General features: G+C 39.0%; 19 protein-coding genes. 3 read left to right on the plus strand and 16 right to left on the minus strand.

The features are described from left to right. Positions 1 to 205: 205 nt before the first annotated feature. The 8 genes from VEHSUH06_RS08940 to VEHSUH06_RS08975 all read right to left on the minus strand — a co-directional run bounded on the left by VEHSUH06_RS08940 (position 206) and on the right by VEHSUH06_RS08975 (position 9,418). The gene (locus tag VEHSUH06_RS08940) at positions 206 to 571 is read right to left on the minus strand and encodes a hypothetical protein (RefSeq protein ID WP_054747409.1); all 366 of its coding nucleotides are present in this window, start codon (positions 569 to 571) and stop codon (positions 206 to 208) included. Positions 572 to 782: 211 nt separating this feature from the next. Further along, positions 783 to 1,154, minus strand: a complete 372-nt coding sequence (locus VEHSUH06_RS08945) for a hypothetical protein (protein ID WP_105098604.1) — start codon at positions 1,152 to 1,154, stop codon at positions 783 to 785. 85 nt (positions 1,155 to 1,239) lie between these two features. Next, positions 1,240 to 3,714, minus strand: coding sequence for a DNA gyrase subunit A (gene gyrA, locus VEHSUH06_RS08950; protein ID WP_105098605.1), 2,475 nt, complete (start codon positions 3,712 to 3,714; stop codon positions 1,240 to 1,242). 106 nt (positions 3,715 to 3,820) lie between these two features. Next, entirely contained in the window at positions 3,821 to 5,023 is a 1,203-nt protein-coding gene (locus tag VEHSUH06_RS08955; protein WP_105098606.1) for an ATP-binding protein, read from the minus strand. 223 nt (positions 5,024 to 5,246) lie between these two features. Continuing rightward, the gene (locus tag VEHSUH06_RS08960; protein ID WP_105098607.1) at positions 5,247 to 6,050 is read right to left on the minus strand and encodes a hypothetical protein; all 804 of its coding nucleotides are present in this window, start codon (positions 6,048 to 6,050) and stop codon (positions 5,247 to 5,249) included. A 19-nt stretch (positions 6,051 to 6,069) separates the two neighbouring features. After that, positions 6,070 to 6,885, minus strand: a complete 816-nt coding sequence (locus tag VEHSUH06_RS08965; RefSeq protein ID WP_105098608.1) for a hypothetical protein — start codon at positions 6,883 to 6,885, stop codon at positions 6,070 to 6,072. 350 nt (positions 6,886 to 7,235) lie between these two features. Beyond that, positions 7,236 to 8,393, minus strand: a complete 1,158-nt coding sequence (sfsA, locus tag VEHSUH06_RS08970; RefSeq protein WP_105098609.1) for a DNA/RNA nuclease SfsA — start codon at positions 8,391 to 8,393, stop codon at positions 7,236 to 7,238. 161 nt (positions 8,394 to 8,554) lie between these two features. Next, positions 8,555 to 9,418 carry a HigA family addiction module antitoxin gene (locus tag VEHSUH06_RS08975; protein WP_105098610.1) on the minus strand — a complete coding sequence of 288 codons (864 nt, stop codon included), beginning with the start codon at positions 9,416 to 9,418 and terminating at the stop codon, positions 8,555 to 8,557. Between the two features lie 484 nt (positions 9,419 to 9,902). On the opposite strand from VEHSUH06_RS08975, the gene VEHSUH06_RS08980 reads away from it, so the two are divergent. Together VEHSUH06_RS08980 and VEHSUH06_RS08985 are read left to right on the plus strand one after the other, a co-directional pair. Beyond that, positions 9,903 to 10,859 (plus strand): DUF1858 domain-containing protein, encoded by a 957-nt coding sequence (locus tag VEHSUH06_RS08980; RefSeq protein ID WP_105098611.1) that lies wholly within the window; start codon positions 9,903 to 9,905, stop codon positions 10,857 to 10,859. Between the two features lies 1 nt (position 10,860). Next, on the plus strand, positions 10,861 to 11,526 hold the full coding sequence (locus VEHSUH06_RS08985; RefSeq protein ID WP_105098612.1) for a hypothetical protein: 666 nt from the start codon (positions 10,861 to 10,863) through the stop codon (positions 11,524 to 11,526). A 112-nt stretch (positions 11,527 to 11,638) separates the two neighbouring features. Here the strand turns inward: VEHSUH06_RS08985 and VEHSUH06_RS08990 are convergent, their stop codons facing one another. Beyond that, positions 11,639 to 12,892 carry an ATP-binding protein gene (locus VEHSUH06_RS08990; protein WP_105098613.1) on the minus strand — a complete coding sequence of 418 codons (1,254 nt, stop codon included), beginning with the start codon at positions 12,890 to 12,892 and terminating at the stop codon, positions 11,639 to 11,641. A gap of 250 nt (positions 12,893 to 13,142) precedes the next feature. Here VEHSUH06_RS08990 and VEHSUH06_RS08995 point away from each other — a divergent pair, with 250 nt between their 5' ends. Next, complete coding sequence (locus VEHSUH06_RS08995) at positions 13,143 to 13,430, plus strand: cupin domain-containing protein (RefSeq protein ID WP_009351598.1); 288 nt, start codon at positions 13,143 to 13,145, stop codon at positions 13,428 to 13,430. 115 nt (positions 13,431 to 13,545) lie between these two features. On the opposite strand, the gene VEHSUH06_RS09000 is transcribed toward VEHSUH06_RS08995, so the two are convergent. The 7 genes from VEHSUH06_RS09000 to VEHSUH06_RS09030 all read right to left on the minus strand — a co-directional run bounded on the left by VEHSUH06_RS09000 (position 13,546) and on the right by VEHSUH06_RS09030 (position 18,381). Next, on the minus strand, positions 13,546 to 14,094 hold the full coding sequence (locus VEHSUH06_RS09000; RefSeq protein WP_105098614.1) for a hypothetical protein: 549 nt from the start codon (positions 14,092 to 14,094) through the stop codon (positions 13,546 to 13,548). Between the two features lie 79 nt (positions 14,095 to 14,173). Beyond that, positions 14,174 to 14,695, minus strand: coding sequence for a nitroreductase family protein (locus VEHSUH06_RS09005; RefSeq protein ID WP_105098615.1), 522 nt, complete (start codon positions 14,693 to 14,695; stop codon positions 14,174 to 14,176). A gap of 82 nt (positions 14,696 to 14,777) precedes the next feature. After that, positions 14,778 to 15,164, minus strand: a complete 387-nt coding sequence (imm48, locus tag VEHSUH06_RS09010) for an Imm48 family immunity protein (protein ID WP_105098616.1) — start codon at positions 15,162 to 15,164, stop codon at positions 14,778 to 14,780. A gap of 221 nt (positions 15,165 to 15,385) precedes the next feature. Then, positions 15,386 to 15,844: an OmpH family outer membrane protein gene (locus tag VEHSUH06_RS09015; RefSeq protein WP_054747438.1), complete on the minus strand. Its 459-nt coding sequence runs from the start codon at positions 15,842 to 15,844 to the stop codon at positions 15,386 to 15,388. A 258-nt stretch (positions 15,845 to 16,102) separates the two neighbouring features. Continuing rightward, entirely contained in the window at positions 16,103 to 16,480 is a 378-nt protein-coding gene (locus tag VEHSUH06_RS09020) for a GerW family sporulation protein (RefSeq protein WP_009351604.1), read from the minus strand. Between the two features lie 156 nt (positions 16,481 to 16,636). Beyond that, positions 16,637 to 17,773, minus strand: a complete 1,137-nt coding sequence (locus tag VEHSUH06_RS09025; protein WP_105098678.1) for a hypothetical protein — start codon at positions 17,771 to 17,773, stop codon at positions 16,637 to 16,639. Between the two features lie 29 nt (positions 17,774 to 17,802). After that, a complete protein-coding gene (locus VEHSUH06_RS09030) occupies positions 17,803 to 18,381 on the minus strand; it encodes a cob(I)yrinic acid a,c-diamide adenosyltransferase (RefSeq protein ID WP_009351575.1) in 579 nt (192 codons plus the stop codon). Positions 18,382 to 18,397: the final 16 nt, after the last annotated feature.

Consider the following 18,397-nt stretch of genomic DNA (forward strand, 5'->3'; position numbering starts at 1 on the left):
CGCAGTTTTGAGTAAATTTAATCATACGTACAGAAAGGGTTCTATCTCTTTGAGACCGACTTAGGTCACTTTCTTCTAAAACGCCGTTTTGGATACATTTCCTCATCAGGAAATGAGAAAACGGGTGAATATATCTCGTAGGACGACTTAGCTCGCTTTGGAGGACGTAGAGATATATTCACCCGTTCATAACCGAAGAGGAAATTTACCAAATCAAGTGATACACGTGATCTAAATTACTTCCTTCTTGTATTTGTATTTCTGTATTGTCGTATGTTTGGCCACCGATCATATAGCCTGCTGGATTGTATGCTTTCATCTCGAGCAGTTTCGCAGTCTTTGCAGCACGATTGAATTGTAAAGTATAAATAGAGTGATCACCGCTAGGGTCAACAATCTTTAAATTCAACTTAGCCTGTGCATCGTCTTTCTCTACCGTATCGTTGTCGATGTAACCAGTACGACCATCCGCATCAGTATTAAGAGGATACCAACTTTCAGCATGAGACACGCCTACACCAGCACTGAATAACAAACCTGCTACCGCTAAACATGCAAACCATTTTTTCATAACCGTTCTCTCCTGATTAGAAAATCTAAACAACTATGCATTTCGCATAATACAATTCACTATGACTTCATTATAACACCATAATTGTATAATGCTAATAAAAACTCTATTAAATGCATAAATTATATAGAGCACCTAAGGAACGTCTAGCGAGGCCCCTATGGGCTTTAAATAATCCAATGGATTTGAAGGCTGATATTAAATTGTTGGATTATTTACCCCATAGGGCCTGCATAACTTCCGCGCCCATGGTATCTTCTTCAATTTTCGTAGGTTTTTGTGCTTCTTTGCTGGACAACAACGCTACGCCAGATGCACTGTATACTGTTGTATCAAGTTCTGTCCATGTTTTTTCTTTACGATCGATGCGTACTGTGTAGATGTATGTGAAGCCTTCTACATTGTTAATTTTAACAAGTACTGTAGCCGCATCATCTGTTTTATATACAGAAGAGTTGTCGATAAACCATGCTGCATCGTCTGCATCAGCATCGATATAGTACCAATCAGCGGCACTCGCTTGGCCAAAGCCACCTACAAAGAAAACCCCTGCTGCAAACATAGCAGCTAACCATTTTTTCATTTATAACTCCTTAACGCTAGAGACGACCATCTAAGATGGCCGCCCATAGTTACTTACATATTTGTATCTTAATTACTTAATTATATTATTCTTCAGTTGCGTCTTCTTCGATTTCAGAACCTGGAATAACAGCAATGCTAGCTACTTTATCACCTTCGTCGAGGTTTTGTGTTTTCACACCAGAAATAGCTTTGCCTTTTTTAACAGCAATATCGTTCATGTTGAAACGAATAATCTTACCTTGTTCAGAGATAAGCATAACTTCGTCATCGTTATGAACAACCTCTACGGATACTACGTCGCCAGTTTTGTTCGTAATCTTAAAGTTCTTAGAGCCTTTACCACCGCGTTTTTGCAATGTGTAAGCTTCCGCATCATTGCGTTTACCGAAACCTTCTTCGGAGATAGTAAACACTTGTGCTTCGCTTTCATCAGCATTAAGAACACCAGCACCTACAACCACGTCGCCTGCATTGAGTTTAATGCCGCGCACGCCGTGAGCCGCACGTTTCATGAGACGAACGTCATTTTCGCTGAAGCGAATAGCGATACCCAATTTAGTACCTAGCAAGATGTCTTGACTGCCATTCGTTACGTTAACGGAAATCAAGTGATCTCCTTCGTCGAGGTTGATAGCGTTGAGACCAGAACGACGGATGTTGCGATATTCTTCGATAGCTGTACGTTTTACAACGCCGAACTCAGTTACCATGAATAAGTTTACATCTTCTTGAACGCGTTCAAGGTCGATCATAGTCGTAACGGATTCGCCTACAGCTAATGGCAATACGTTAACCATGGCAGTACCGCGAGAATTACGAGAACCTGCTTCTGGCACTTCGTATGCTTTGAGGCGGTATGTACGGCCTGTGGACGTAAAGAACAACAATGTATTATGCGTACGAACATGCATAATTTGCGTTACATAGTCGTCTTCCTTAGTCTTCATGCCGATAACGCCAGCGCCACCTTTATGTTGGTTGCGATATACGTTCGCGTTCATGCGCTTGATGTAACCTTGTTTAGTCAAGGTAATAACCATCTCTTCGTCAGCGATGAGGTCCTCTACATCAAGGTCGGACGTATCGATAGTGATTTCAGAACGACGAGGGTCGCCGTATTTCTTCTTCATATCTTCTAGTTCGTCTTTGATGATTTGACGTTGACGCGCTTCGCTAGCCAAGATAGCTTTCAAGTCTTCGATCAATGCCAACAATTCCTTGTATTCGTCTTCGATTTTCTCGCGTTCCAAGCCTGTTAAACGGCGTAAACGCATGTCGAGGATGGCTACTGCTTGTTTTTCTGAAAGCCCGAATTTTTGCATCAATGCGTTACGTGCGATTTCGTCAGTTTGAGAACTGCGGATTGTAGCGATAACTTCATCGATGTGGTCGAGGGCGATCAACAAGCCTTCCAAGATGTGAGCACGCGCTTCGGCTTTGTTAAGCTCGAATTGAGTACGGCGTACGATTACATTGAGACGGTGATCTAAGTAGTAACCCAATACTTCTTTCAAATTCAATACGCGAGGATGACCGTCTACGAGAGCCAACATAATCACGCCAAAAGATTCTTGAAGTTGAGTGTGTTTATATAATTTGTTAAGTACGATATCTGGTTGCACGTCAGCGCGCAATTCGATAACGATGCGCATACCTTGACGGTCAGATTCGTCGCGAAGTGCTGTGATGCCATCAATAACCTTGTCGCGGCTCAAATTTGCAATCGTTTCAATAACGCGAGCCTTGTTAACTTGGTATGGAATCTCAGTCACTACGATTTTATGCTTGCCCTTCGCCATTTCTTCAATGGTTGCACGAGCACGCATTTTTACGCTGCCACGACCTGTGGAGTACGCTTTCTTAATGCCTTCCCGGCCCAAAATGAGCGCCCCAGTCGGGAAGTCTGGACCTTTGATTTGCGTCATCAATTCGTCCACAGTTACATCTGGATTATCGATGAGCATGGTAAGGCCATTACATACTTCATTAAGGTTGTGCGGCGGAATATTTGTCGCCATCCCTACGGCGATACCGCTAGAACCATTGATGAGAAGATTTGGAATCTTCGCTGGTAATACTGTAGGTTCTTGCAGGCTTTCATCATAGTTCGGCATGAAATCAACAGTTTCCTTGTCGATATCAGCGAGCATTTCTTGCGTAATTTTCGCCATACGTACTTCGGTATAACGCATCGCAGCGGCACTATCGCCGTCGATGGAACCAAAGTTACCGTGGCCGTCTACTAAGAGGTAGCGCGTATTGAAATCTTGCGCTAAACGAACCGTTGCATCGTAAACAGAGCTATCACCATGTGGATGATATTTACCGAGTACGTCACCGACGATACGAGCGGATTTCTTGTACGGTTTATTTGGCGTCATGCCTGTTTCGTGCATCGCGTACAAAATACGACGATGTACTGGTTTCAAGCCATCGCGCACATCTGGAAGAGCACGCATTACGATTACGGACATCGCATAATCGATATAGGCGTTCTTCATTTCTTTATCAATCTGAACGGGATGAATATTCCCATGGGACCATTGTTGGTCTGCCACAATCTCACCTCATTTTACTAACACTGATTATAATACATCATAATATTATAGCATTTTTAAGGGCTAAAGGCTAATATTATAGGCATTTTTGTGAAAGCTACTTCACCTACTCTAGTAGCCAATCTAAAACATTCTTTTGCTCTATACCATTATGATTATCTGTTTTATGTAACACATCCATTGTAAGTAAATATTTAGGATAGTTATCATCAAGTTGCTCTAACGGTGATAATTCACGTCGTAACGTAGTATCTTCCATTACGGTATAGCTTACTTGATAGTATTCTAACCGATGTGGCTTTTTAGCTACAAAATCTATTTCACCATTTTGCAAATGCCCTACGTATACACGATATCCACGTCTAACTAATTCCAAATATACAATATTTTCTAATATATGACCTCGATCCGAATCTGTACGACTTAATAAAAACTTACGGAATGCACTATCTACAACATAATATTTAGCATTTCGCTGCAACAACGCTTTTCCCTTTACATCAAATCGGTCAACTTCATAGATTAAAAGACCATCTTTAAGACCTTGTAAATACTTCTCAACCGTTTTATTATCCGTTTTGCGACCATAACTAGTGAGCGTATTCGCAATCTTCGTTGGATTAATCAAACTCCCTATATTAGCCAATAAATATTTAATAATATCCAATAATAAAGGGACATCTGTAATTTTTAATCTCGTCACAATATCTTTTAAAACAACCGTATTAAGAATACTATCTAAATACTCATCAATACTTTCATCATCTTCAACATGTACAAGCCGAGGGAAAGAACTATGCTCGATATACAAGTTGTATATATCCATATCTGACAAGTTTTGCTGACTATATGCACTATGAAATTCTTTAAATGAAAGAGGTAGCATCTCAACTTGCACATATCTGCCAGTTAATAATGTGGCAATGTCAGAGGACATAAAATACGCATTTGAACCTGTAATATAAATATCCACATTAGGTTTGATAAACAAACTCCCTACAACCTTCTCAAATTGTACTACATGCTGCACTTCATCTAAAAATACATACATAGGAATATCTGGTATCAATCGTTCTACTATGTACTCATGGAGGGCATGATACTCCTGTAATGGTTCATACTCTAAATCTTCAAAATTAATAGAAATGATTTGATTGGCTTTTACACCACTAGCTAATAATTCTTGTTTAAACACCTCAAATAATGTAGATTTGCCGCACCGACGCACACCTGAAACGACTTTGATTACATCTTGATCTTTATGACGCCTTAAAAATGCTAAATATTGCTCTCGTTGAATTAAAGGCATTATAACCTCCTTATCTCAACAATATTAACTATTATTGCATTAAGTAGAAACACATTTTAGGATAGCAATCCTAATTCTAATATTTTTAACTTAAATAAGGATTATAATCCTTATTTATAATAATTATATCATATTTTAGGATTACAATCCTTATTCATTTTAACTATACTAAATTTTAGGATTATAATCCCTAAATAATCGCTTTATCATCTTATCAGCCAAATCAAATAGACTGACGTATCATATGATCTAAAATTTTAACAAAGTCTCGTTCTACGGCGAAGGTATCTTTACCAGTGCTACCAATTCCGGTTAACATAGTTTCTTTCCAGTCATTTCTTGCCATATACCTAAAACCTATCAAATACTCAGCTTTCGTTTTGTCCGCTTCCCCGTTTGGCAAATAGTAAATGCCAATATGTCTTTCAGCGCGAGGATGCAATAGAGCTGGGTTATCTTGCGGTTTATACTCGCTATATATGGATTTCATAAAGGTTAGAATATCTTCACCCTTTACAGACTTATCTACAAAGATAATCTCGTTGGATCTAAATAGAGGTATCTTATTAGTACCTGCTACACGTGTGGCGCTAAGTTTAGATAGTTCTAGGACTTCCTCATAGGGAGCCATCCGCAATCCATACGGCTTGGCCTCCTCCACAAGCTTCCCGTTTAAATGAATTAAATATTCTTCGGAATAAACAAAATTCGCATTTGTATCCCGCTCTCCACCAGGCACTGGCAAGGTTGGACGATGCACCACAGAATTTATGGTAAAAGAAAAACCGTTGCTTTCATCATAAAAAACATACACATTGCGTTGGAAGGGTTTCTCCTTCTCCACCACAGCAGATTGAAGAACTAGACGCGGATGAACAACGCTGAACTCCTTTTCCACACTAGCCTTGATATCCTCTGGCGTGGCAGGATCACCGTTCTCCGTAGTCCACACAAAAGAACAACCGCTCAATAAAAATGTACAAATACACACAACAACTAATGATATATACCTAATCAACTGCTTCATAGATACACCTCTCCCTGACCTATTTTCCTCGCACAGCCTGTTGTATTTCCCGATCAACAAAGGTAATTATGTCTCGTTCAATCTGCTCAGAACTCTTATCTTGATAACCAACACCACTCATTAAGGTATCTCGCCAATCTTCCCGCCCTCTAATTTTGAAACTTATTAGGTACAGAGCCTTGCTCTTGTCTGTTTCACCATTTGGTAAATAGTAAAAGCTAACCTTACGGCCATACACGCTACTTACTAAGGTCTCGTCACCATTAGGTTTATATAGAGAGTATATGTCTGTTAACATACCCACTACACCAGCACCATTCGATGTTTGATTAAGAAATATAAAATCCCCTTCCTCAAACAAAGGCGCTGTACTATTACCCTCTGGACGCATAATCTTAGCATCCATTAGCGCTTTGCGCTCCTCATTATTAGCTACCTGAAATCTATACTTTACAGCAAGCAGTGCTACCTCACTATTCAAGCGATCTAAATAAGCCTCTGCATACCTATACTCTGCGTTCGTAACCCGTTGACCACCAGGAATAGGCAACTGAGGAACCTCAACAGAAGCACGCGCAGTAAAAACAATGCCATTATTTTCATCAAGAAACGTATATTTATAGTGCTTATAAGGCTTTGTGGTAACAACCTCAGAAGCCTGCAAAACTAGACGAGGATGATACGACGCAAAACGCTTCTCAACCATTTCCTTCACATCATTTGGCATATACGGATCCGCATCGAGCGTCGTTAACCGAGAAGAAGTACAACCACCCAATACAACACTACAAACACACACAAAAACCAACAACACAAACCTAACAAACAAAGGCATACACAACCACACCTCTCTCCTTTTCCCCATTTGTATCAAGTATTCATATCAAATATGCAGACACAATCATTGATAACATCAGCTGATTGTTGATACTCTACTTCACACCCTTTCCCCATCAGGGGCCTCGCCCCATGTGAAAGGAAAAGTGCTTTTGTTGTTGGGACTAGTCCACATATAGGGTTGTAAAAAAGTTAGACACTTATGAATGAGCGACTTAGGTCACTATGGAGCAAAGGAATAAGTGTCTAACTTTTTTAACTAGTAAACCACTATGTGACGGGGCCCCAACAACAATCACTTAACTAATTAAGCATATAGCATGCGGGCCCCATCAATAATAATTTCCTTTAAATTAATTCATCTAGCATATTCATTCTATAAAGTTCCACTACATCCATGAACGCTTTGTTATGAATAGGATTTTCCGTCATCCCAAATAGGTGGCTTTTACAGTCACAGTCAGAGGATCCAAATTTAGACACATCCCATTCGGCAACGCCACGGACTGCATCAGCGAGAGCGCATTCCGCATCATCCCAGCTAGTTCGAATCGGCAGACCTGCTATCATTTCGCAGTGACCGCGGAAATAGTCTAGATGCCAGTGCATTTTCTTTCGTTTTCGCTTATGGCGTTCAATGCGTTTCGTTAAGTTCGCCTTCGCAGAGCCTACGTACATATAGTATCCCGCCTTGAAATGCATCATCCCTTTAGAGCCGATTTCAAGGTCAAGATCATGATCAAGATGCATGACCATCACATACACGCCGCTATCGTGAGCCTCTGTGTCGAGAATACTACTAGGATAGGAACATTCGCGGGTTACAGTAGGCATGGTGAAAGTCTCATCCCACGCCACAGCAACGGCTTTCCAGTCTAAAGAAGGGGCTACCTCTTTAAAGGTTTTAGCAAACTCCAAATCGGTATGGTAGTCCGGCAAGAACCACTGCGCTCTATCCCATTGTACGAGGAATAGAACCCCTGTGTGGTAACCTTCATTTTGCAATTCTTTCAAATGCAATAAATGCTTACGCCCTCGCTCCGTAATGGCATCAGGGAACATAGCACCGGTCTTAGAGAATAGCGTACAAGACTTAACCTCTAACAGGAACTCATCACCTTTATCATTGGTGAGGAGCAAGTCAAAACGTGATGATGTGCCATGTAGTTTAACTGTATACTCCCGCCTTACAATGCGCCACTCTTCCCAGCCAGGGATGAGTTTATTTTCAATCAAATGCTGCGCTACATCATTACTGTAGTTTGTATCGAGCATAATCACTACGCCATCGCGCTCGATGCCGACCACGCGATATTTTGTTTTCGCATCAGGCTTATCGTGAGGCACGATATACATCGTTACACCTGTAAACAAAAGCTCCCACATGCGACCAGGATTTGGCAAATGAGCGAGCACGCTTTTACCATTTAAATCTAAGGTCACCACAAAACGGTTCGGGCGACCTGTATATTTCGCTTTTAAAATTGTATCGTAAAGGACTTTCATTGGTACTCCTATATCAAGAATATTCTATGTGTCTATTATACGCTATTTTGTTACAGGATGAGAGTCCTACGGATTGTACTTTGAAAGTCCTTACAAATTGCATAATGAAAGACCTAAGAAAAGCCTAAAAAGTACCACCTTACATATTTACAAAAACTGAATTAATAATTCACCACAGTGACAGGATCATTGTTGCGATATTTCCGATTACTGTGAGGAAAGTCTCGTTCTACCAAATTATGTAGCGCTTCTTCTAATAAATTCCAAAAATCATCAGTGTCTTCCGTTGGTATGCCAAGAACAATGGAGTTTCCTTTGGAATAGGTAATACATGTAGAGGTTATGTTATCAATAATTGGCAAATACACAATAATTACACCACATGCTGCTAGCATATCCTTAAGAGGCTCTTTCACACCGATTAAAGGTTCACTAGAAAGGTCCTTAATTTTTGGTATAAATTTTCTTAGTAACTCCGCATCGTAAGGATTGACTTCTACAAAACGAGCCTGCCCTTTTGTGATTTGTACTAGTGTATAAATCGCACTCTTTTTAGCTGGTTCCATATCCTTAATATTTTCATATACTAAGGGCATAACCATTTCATCAGCTACATGTTTTAAAGAAGCTACCTCAAAAAACTTTTGTAGATTATTAACCTGTTCAGCTGCCTTTTTTGTTTCTGGCACAATGCCTAAACGTGCGAGTTTGGCATAACCAAAAGGTTTAGCAAAGTTGATTTCTTCATCAATGGAGTTTTCATACTCCACTTTTAGTATCTTTTCTCTGTAATTAGCTTCTAATCCATTCCAAAAACTTGCCTCTACACCAAATACCCGTTCAAGACGCATTGCCACATCCTGCGTTAGTGGCACCTCTCCATTAATGAGCTTACTAATGTGTTTCTCACTCATATCCATTCGTGTAGCTAATTCTTTTTGGGACATATGTCTATCTTCTAAAACCTCTTTTATTGTCATTCCAGGCGGTATAGCAATAAAAGTTTTACTCTCATATATCTTCATATGTATATCTCCTATACTAATGAAAATCAACAATATCTCAAATCATAGTGAATGGTTGATACAATATAAATGGCCATTTATAATAATTTACCTGGTAGGTTAATTCTATTATACTCTCTTAACTATAAATGTAAACATATAATTTACCAATTAGGTAAATTACTTTATAATATCTAGTATTATAAATCATATATACTATTAATAATTAATATTAAAAACTTTCAATTTTGTAGCCTAGGTTACATTATTACGTGTTAAAATAGTTTATACTAGGAACATCGGGTCAGTATTTAATACCCGTACTGATCGTTACGCCGGGTTTTGATGAGGCATCGCCTAGTTGATCTCATCACGCTGTTCGTATACGTGCGAAGCTTTCACAAAACCCAATGGCGTATATATTTTACAAACAAAGAATCATATAGATTAACTAAGTAGTTTTAGCCACAATTCTCTGCAGAGAGGGCTCGAGAAAGGATTTAATATGGCACAAATTGCAGCAAATTTACAACGCATTAAAAACGGCCAACGCCGTTATGCAATTACACCTCGCATTCCTGGAGGTTTCATTCAACCTGAACAATTACAAAAATATATCAACGTAGCCAATGAGTTCGGCGCCGTTCTAAAATTGACTGCCAGCCAACGCATTATGATTACGAATTTGAAAGCAGAAGACGTAGATAAAGCTTGGGAGATGCTCGGCATGGAGCCAGCGTACACTGTATCTAACCGCGTGCGCAGCGTAAAAATCTGCCCAGGTACTACATTCTGTAAACGTGCTAAACAAGATAGCGTACATCTTGGCATGCAAATCGAGCGCAAATATTTGTCTCAAGAAATGCCAAACAAAATGAAAATCGGCGTGTCCGGTTGTCTTAATTCTTGTACTGAAAGCCGCCTGAAAGATGTTGGTATTATCGGTACTGTAGAGGGCTGGAATGTATACGCTGGCGGTAGCGGCGGTGCACACCCTCGCATTGGCGACCTCATCGCTGAAGTAACAACTGAAAAAGAAGCTCTTGCATTGGTAGATCGTATCATTGCATACTATAAAGAAAATGCTCAAATCGAACGCATGGGCGAATTCATTGACCGCATTGGTTTAGAGGCTTTCAAAGCAGCTGTATTGGGCGACCTTGAAGGTGCTCCAGCTGAAAGCAAATCCGAAGAACCAGCTGTGTTCTTGCCTGGTCAAGGTAACGATCCTGAAGTCGAAGCACCTCGCCTCGAAGTAGGTTCTCCTATTACTCCAGACACAATCATTCGCGACATCGTGGAAACATATCCAAATGTTGTGCCTGTATTGCAAAGCATCGGCATGGGTTGCTTAGGCTGCCCTTCTGCCACAGCTGAGCCATTATGGCAAGCCGCAGAAATTCACGGTTTTAATGTATACGATTTAGTAGAGAAGTTAGAAACAGCACGAAAAGGAGCTTAATATGTCCGCATTCTTAGGTCACATCCATTACTGGTTATATCGTAAAATTCAATTGCTCGTAGAGCGTGAAAACTTGATTTTAGAAAAAACAACTAAAGTTGTTGATGATTTGGCAGAGGAATTACACTCTATCTCCGTAGATACATACGGCGAACCAATCAATCCAAGCATTCCTCTGGAAAATATCATCGATCACGGCAATATCCACGGCTGGTTGGCGAACCAAATCAACATCGCATCCGTTCGCGAAGCAGCTTTCATCAGAGATTTGCTCGACACTAACTCCGGCGACGAAGCAGTGAACGTAGTAACAGCTATTCTCGATGCCTTTGCTGTACAAGGCCAAGCATGTGGCGTTGTGGCGCAAGACAACCTTGAAGAACACAGTGCTCCAGCGATTTACAATGCGTTGCAAAACTTCTACGTAAATGGCATGCCTTGCGATGGCGGTGACCAAGTGGTTTCTGAAAGCCCAGATGAGTTCACATGGGTGGGTGACCATAGATTACAAGCAGGCTACTGGCGTACAGCGGGCGTTGACCCTAAATTCATGGCTGTAGCTTACCAAACATGGTTCGAAGCTTTTGTGAAAGCTATCGATCCAGCCTTTGAACTTGTAACGACTGAAGAAAACGGCACACGTTTATATACAATTAAGAAAAAATAAATAATAAATACATAACATTTTGTTTGTTTAGAGACTATAAACGAACGAAAACGAGCAAAAGCGAACGTAAAATTTTACGTTCGCTTTTTATCTTGTTATTTATATTCTACAATTACTTAACAGTATATGTAGTACCACGTCCTAAACCTTGTTTTCTTAAAAAACCTGATTTCACTAATTTATTAACAATTTGTAATACCTTCGTTTTTCCAAACCCTGTATACTCTACTAATTTTCCTGAAGGCAAAGCCTTAAATTGTAGAATATCATATATTTTCTTTTCATCAGCTGTTAATTTATCTAAATTTTGTTCAATGACAGGTAAAATGATTCTTATCGAGTTTTCTGAAATATCAAATTGTGGTTTTATAACACTATTTCTATAAGCCTCTTGAATACGTTGTATACCAGTACCATAACGCTCAATAATGTCTAATCGAAAAAATACATTCCCGATGATAGGATTTCTAAGGATAGAAATTTGGCCTTCTAAATATTGAGATTCTCCTAATCCTTTTGGTAAACCTCCAGGCGATACAATTTCAATATAGTCATCAAACATAGAAATTTTAGTATGAGCTGGTATATCCCAAGCACGATGAACCAATGCATTAGCAATAGCCTCTCTAAATGCCGTCTCAGGTATACGTTCATATTGATTTCTAGATGATCCTTTTATTTCACTATATTGATAGTAACGTCGATACATGACTAATGCTTCATTATAATAATTTAATAATGATGTGTATTCAATCGTATTTCTTTCCAAGAAAATACTTATAGATTCACCAAATCGAGCCATATCTATACCAGGAAATGAATTTTCATCCGCTAATAGCTCACCAGCAATAGTATATCCTTCATTCATCCGATACAATTCTAAGGTAATAAGTAAATCTCGAGTTAAAGCAGATATTCCCATAATAGATTTACAAGCATCTTCTAGCACAGTAAATTGTAAATCTTGATGTTTAGAAACTAAACTATCAAATGAAAGATTCTCGCCCTCCATAACTAATCGCTTCAATTCAATTGTATCTACTGGTATTGAAGCACTATCACTACGTCTATATGATTTTCCATTATAAAAATAAGGTGTATCCTTACCTTTTTCCACAGTTAAAGTTATAACATTAGTAGTTTCATCAATATCTAAACTAAAATTAGGAATTGGTGTAATACTATCATTAATTTTGTTTTCAATAGATAAACATGCTTCTTTTGGATTATCTATCCCAACAATAGCCCCATTATCTTTTATTCCAAACCGGATTATTCCTGTTCCGTAATTTGCATAAGCACTTACAGTTTTTAAAAATGTATTAGTAACTGATTCTTTAAATTCTAAGGATTTAGTTTCACGCATATTATCACCCACCTTCTTATATACTATATCACAAAACGGGCGCAAAAACGAACGCAAATATTTTCGTTCGTTTTTGCATCCATTTTAAATCTATATTTAATATATATTTCTTTCAAAACTGTAGCTATAGGCACAGCATTGATAAGTAATATCATTTATAATATAAACATAAGGTAATAACATAAGTTCATTTAATTAAGTGATAGCGTCAGCTTTCAAAACATAAAAAGCTAGAATTAGGAGGTCTATTATGGCAGGCACAGTTAATCAAGAATTAGGTTTATTATTCCAAGGTCCTAACTATGTAATCGTAAAAAAAGGCGGCAAAGCTGGTGAACAAGTTGAAAAACACAACCACCCAGAAGCAAACGTAATTTTTACAGTAGTAAAAGGTAAAGTACAAGTATTCCTTAACGAAACTGAAGAACACGTACTCGTACCAGGCCAAGTATTAGAATTCAACGGCGACAACTACATCCAAGCAACACTTGTTGAAGACAGCGAATTCGTAGTAAACCTTATCCATAAACCTGAATAACATACTAAAGGACAGTTGAGCTATCAACTGTCCTTTTTATATGTACTATCTAATCTATGTACTATTTGATCTATGTACTATCTAATCTATATATTATCTATTCGGTATCTTTCAACTAGAAGAACACATGATAAGCCCTATCAAATGCATAATGTGCCGCTGTATAAAACGGGTCACCGTACTCAAAGGCACCTTCATGCTTTACATTAACATTCATAGCCTTAAGATCTGTTTCTAAGTTACCATCAAAATCATAATACTTAGTCGCTCGAGCAATCCCTTTTATACCAGATTCTTGTTCTTTATGTTTAACGATAATTGGTTTAGCCTGCTCACGAGAATAGTCTTTTAGGTTTTCCTTTTTTACAATGGAACTAACAGAATACTCATAATCATAGTCTGCCGTAACAACCCATTCAATAGTATGTTTCTTTTTATACTCTACAAGATACATATTAAATTGCAAGGTATAGTTTGGAGGATTATGCTCCACACTTCGTACGGAATTTAAATCAATAAACATCGCTGACTCGTCAGTTGATGAGGCACATTTAAAATGCTCAGCATGTTGTAGAGTATATAAAGATAAAATATTTGATGTCTCAGCACCTGTAGACACCGCTTCTGATGATCCAAAGAATTTTTTTACTAAATTTTTTAACATATTCTCTCTCTAATATACTCTATTCTTAATAATAATACATTATATAAATGATTAGGGCACTAAAACCATGCCGCATCAGTTAAAAGGAATTATAGATTGTAAAATCGCTTACATCAAAGCGTTTTGTATGGCCTGGCGCAGGTACGCAATCTGGATGAGGATATCCGATTGGGAATATCGCTATAGGTATGATGTTATCAGGTAAAGCATAGGCGGCTCGTACTTTTGCAGGCTCAAAATGAGCAATCCAAGTTGTTCCTAGACCTATATCCGCCACTGTAAACATGAGGTGAGAACCTACAATACTAGCGTCTACAACGCCCATATCCGCATCATCATATTCCCGCTTCCAACTCACTGCATTATCATAACAAACAATAATCGCCAACGGCGCATTGAAGTGGCCATTAGTGCAGTCTTTTAGTTTATTAAGACTATCTGTCGTATTAAGCACAAGTAAGCGTTGCGGCTGATAATTATGAGCCGTAGGTGCTAATCTCGCTGCCTCTAACAAGATATCTAATTTCTCTTGCTCAACGGGCTTCGTATCAAATTTTCGAACTGAATACCGCTCTGTGGCTAATGCTTTAAAATTTTTCATTAGATCTCACTCCTTATTTGAAATAAGCTAATCTATTTTAAAGAAAACACCTATATACTACTTACAATATATTAATTTGCTACTATAGATCTTCTTTTACCACTTGAACAACTTCACTAAAATCTTCTGAAAGAGCATCAAATTCTTGGTCAGAATATAAAAAATAACCTTCTAAACCTCTATGAATAATCGCATTTACTGTTGGGTGAAACTCCTCATCTGTGGCATCAATAACGAATTGCGTCATTTGATAAGCTACTTCCTCTGAATAAGTAAGTTTATCAATACCAATATGAACCATCAAGGCTTGGACATCCTCTTGTGTAAGGGACTCCTTTTGAGCCGTCCCATTTACCATTCCAAAAATATATGCTGCCGCTAACTGTCTATCAAGCTCATCCTCTATCGTAACTAAATTAAGGAATGTATCGACCATTTCCATAACTTCATTCACAATACTATCTTTCATAATAAATCCTTTCTAGAATGGCTTACACATTATCACAAGCAATAGCTATTGGATATAAAACTGACAAGTCTCTCTCCTTAGTTTACGTGACAATATAAATGTAAGCTACTATATGTTATCTCTATACAGACTACTTCTGTTAATATATTTCTCTATCTTACTATAAAAGTCCTTTAATTCAAAAAGGCCCTTATCTGAAATCAGACAAGGGCCATTTCATATTATTTTTTAAGACGGCTAATTACTTCGTTAGTAATGTTCTCGATTTTGCTGTTAGCGTCAGCCGCACGGATTGTGTACGGATCATCCAATACTACGTCCATTTGTTTTTCAACGCGAATAGATTCAACAGCGTTGTGAATTGCTTGCATCATAGGTTGAGCAATTTTGTTGATTTCTTCGTTTTCTTTTTGAAGCAATGGAGCTACAGTTTTGTTGAATTCAGCTTCTGCTTGTGCAGAGTCTTGAATTTTTTCAATTTCTTGTACTTTTTTCTCAATTTGTGGACGGTATTGAGCGTCTACTTGTTGCATTTTCATATCTAATGCACCGTAGCCAGGGTAGCTATTTACTACTTGGCTCATATTTACTAAGCCAATGTTAGCAGCACTTGCTACTGCAGCAGTAGCAGAGATAGCACCAACGATAGCTAAGGTAGTCAATTTTTTAGATAATTTCATCTGAAATCCTCCTCGATTAAAAGTGTCACTATACAATCAAATAGTGTACTATTTTTACTATATCAAATCTCGCTAACTTTCACAAGACTCTGTTAAATAGCATAATAAAGCCCTATGAAATGCTTATGAATGTCTATAGAAATTAAAACAATACCCACAGGTATGCTCTGAAGCCCTTAGGGCAGTCATGACGGACATATTCAGAACACACATGTGGGTATTGAGGCTTTCACCAATTATTTATAATTCAGTAACGAATTATTGTTCATCGTTAATATAGATGTATTTATCGGATTTCAATTTGGACACAAGGTCAGGTACCAAACCGATGAGACGATCGAAGCTGCTGCTGTAAGGATTGCCCTTAATGTTGAACAACTCAATGCGGTCCCCTTTGATAACGAGGATAGCGCTTGGTTCCATTTTGGCACCGCCGCCACCGCCGCCACATTCGTGGTTTTTGTTCGCCGTGTTGTGGTTTGTACCAGTACCAAAACCAAATGTTACGTCAACGAATGGAACGAGCGTAGTATCGCCGATTTGTACAGCTTCGCCTACTACCGTTTCCACTTTGATCATATTTCTGAATTTCTCGAATAGGACTTCCAAATTCTCTTTTACATTACTGTTTTCCATCACAGTACCTCCGCTTTTTGTGAAAGTATCATTACTGTACGTTCAATACTTAGGTTTTCATACTATGTATTTACTTCTATATGACATATACATTATTTGTAGACCTTATATATTGTCTTAATACAGCTCATTTACTTAGTTTGACTTAATATATCCTTACGCTGTTTGGCCTTGTGCGGCTTTCAGCTTTTCTAACTGTTTTGCTTCTTTCCGTTTAACCCAGAAGACGCGAGCGCTTTCACCCAATAGGGAACGCATTGGTTTAGATACCAAGAATCTAGTACCATGCCAAGCTAATACAGCGAGAATTATGCGCCCTTTGATGTGACCGCTACCTTCGCCGGCCCAGTTCACATAATCTAGTTCAATATTCTCAGCTTGTTCAGGCCAAATGCTGTACAACATAGATGCAATAATCCCCATGCGATATGGGTCACCGATACCAAATCGACCTTCTATGGCCACATCCCGTGGTTTAGAGTGGTCATAACATCGTTTTGACACAAGGAATAGCTGACGCCACAATTCTGTATTTCGTACATGTTTCATGAACCAGAATGTAGGAATTTCAGACTTGAATGATGCTACCGGATCGTTTGGATCTGGCTTTGCAAAACGACTTTTTACAGTTGTTTTGATATCATTTACCTTCGTAAATACCTTTTCCTTAATGGAGCCGTCACTGTTGAAAGTAACGCGACTTACCACTTCGTCATCGTCTTGAATATGGGCCGTTGGATCTTGCTGAATGGAGTCATATCGATCAGCACGAGCCTGTGCATCCATATCTTTAGAACCTGGTGCAGGACGTTCAACGCGCTCATTTTGTTTTTGGGAACTACCCGCTCCTGGTGACTCTTCATCACCAAAGGTTGTAGTAGAACCTTGAGAGCTCTTCAAATCTTCAAAGCTAGTGCCATTAGAGCTTGCAGAAGGACCTTGTCCGCCCCCTTGCATAGCTTTAGCAAAAGCCTCTGCTTGTGACATATCATCATCGTCCATTACTTTTTGGTATTCTTCATCAACGCGATTTTCAAGCCATTCTTCATAGTCTTTCACAGGACCTATCTTGAGCATGCCCAAAACGTATAATTCCTTAAAAAATGGTTTACCCTGTAAGTATGCTAAATGAAGTGAAAATACACGCCATAACCATTTAACGCGCACCTCGCCACGATAAGGCGTGCGGCCGTCAACTTCGATGCTATATGTGATTGGTGTCAGTAGGATAATCAAGATGAGTGCTGCAATGATGGCCACGATAACGAGGGCCACAATAGCCACTGTACTCAACCACATCACCTCCTTAGGTGTTCCTATGATTAGTTTTCAATACCTTTTCGAGCCATTACGCCTTGAAGGTAGTAATGTTTAACCTCTTTCATTTCCGTTACAAGGTCTGCCTCATCGATCAATTCTTGAGGAGCCCCACGCCCCGTAAATACGAGTTCCGTTTCTGGATGACGAGCATCGAGCAACGCCTTTGTTTTATCCCAAGAAATGAGTTCAAAGAAGAGTGCCATGTTGTACTCATCAAGAACGACGAGATCGTAATCACCACTGCCGATAGCAGCTAAAGCACGTTCGTAGCCTTTTTCAATGAGTGCTACATAATCCTTAGGGGGATTGCCAGATTCAAAGACAACGACTTCATCGCCCCATTTAGCGAGTTCGTCCTTGCTCTTCATCCCTTCTTTTATGATAAAGAATGGCTTGCCCACAGTTTCTAACGTTAAATTAGTTAAGGTAGGTAAAATAGTATGTTCACTATATACTTTAGATTTCATAAATTGCAAAAAGAGGACTTTCTTGCCAGCGCCGATGGCACGGATTGCTAGACCGATAGCAGCGGTCGTTTTGCCCTTGCCTTCGCCGGTATAAACTTGTACATAGGCCTTCATAGATATACCTCCGTTC

The sequence above is a fragment of the Veillonella sp. S13053-19 genome, assembly GCF_002959835.1.
In the GTDB taxonomy this organism is placed as follows: Bacteria; Bacillota; Negativicutes; order Veillonellales; family Veillonellaceae; genus Veillonella; species Veillonella rogosae.

Excerpts from the sequence above, each read along its gene's own strand:
- VEHSUH06_RS08940 (WP_054747409.1), bottom strand. The coding sequence starts at position 571 with ATGAAAAAATGGTTTGCATGTTTAGCGGTAGCAGGTTTGTTATTCAGT.
- VEHSUH06_RS08945 (WP_105098604.1), bottom strand. The coding sequence starts at position 1,154 with ATGAAAAAATGGTTAGCTGCTATGTTTGCAGCAGGGGTTTTCTTTGTA.
- VEHSUH06_RS08955 (WP_105098606.1), bottom strand. The coding sequence starts at position 5,023 with ATGCCTTTAATTCAACGAGAGCAATATTTAGCATTTTTAAGGCGTCAT.
- VEHSUH06_RS08960 (WP_105098607.1), bottom strand. The coding sequence starts at position 6,050 with ATGAAGCAGTTGATTAGGTATATATCATTAGTTGTTGTGTGTATTTGT.
- VEHSUH06_RS08965 (WP_105098608.1), bottom strand. The coding sequence starts at position 6,885 with ATGCCTTTGTTTGTTAGGTTTGTGTTGTTGGTTTTTGTGTGTGTTTGT.
- sfsA (WP_105098609.1), bottom strand. The coding sequence starts at position 8,393 with ATGAAAGTCCTTTACGATACAATTTTAAAAGCGAAATATACAGGTCGC.
- VEHSUH06_RS08975 (WP_105098610.1), bottom strand. The coding sequence starts at position 9,418 with ATGAAGATATATGAGAGTAAAACTTTTATTGCTATACCGCCTGGAATG.
- VEHSUH06_RS08980 (WP_105098611.1), top strand. The coding sequence starts at position 9,903 with ATGGCACAAATTGCAGCAAATTTACAACGCATTAAAAACGGCCAACGC.
- VEHSUH06_RS08985 (WP_105098612.1), top strand. The coding sequence starts at position 10,861 with ATGTCCGCATTCTTAGGTCACATCCATTACTGGTTATATCGTAAAATT.
- VEHSUH06_RS08990 (WP_105098613.1), bottom strand. The coding sequence starts at position 12,892 with ATGCGTGAAACTAAATCCTTAGAATTTAAAGAATCAGTTACTAATACA.
- VEHSUH06_RS08995 (WP_009351598.1), top strand. The coding sequence starts at position 13,143 with ATGGCAGGCACAGTTAATCAAGAATTAGGTTTATTATTCCAAGGTCCT.
- VEHSUH06_RS09000 (WP_105098614.1), bottom strand. The coding sequence starts at position 14,094 with ATGTTAAAAAATTTAGTAAAAAAATTCTTTGGATCATCAGAAGCGGTG.
- VEHSUH06_RS09005 (WP_105098615.1), bottom strand. The coding sequence starts at position 14,695 with ATGAAAAATTTTAAAGCATTAGCCACAGAGCGGTATTCAGTTCGAAAA.
- imm48 (WP_105098616.1), bottom strand. The coding sequence starts at position 15,164 with ATGAAAGATAGTATTGTGAATGAAGTTATGGAAATGGTCGATACATTC.
- VEHSUH06_RS09015 (WP_054747438.1), bottom strand. The coding sequence starts at position 15,844 with ATGAAATTATCTAAAAAATTGACTACCTTAGCTATCGTTGGTGCTATC.
- VEHSUH06_RS09020 (WP_009351604.1), bottom strand. The coding sequence starts at position 16,480 with ATGGAAAACAGTAATGTAAAAGAGAATTTGGAAGTCCTATTCGAGAAA.
- VEHSUH06_RS09030 (WP_009351575.1), bottom strand. The coding sequence starts at position 18,381 with ATGAAGGCCTATGTACAAGTTTATACCGGCGAAGGCAAGGGCAAAACG.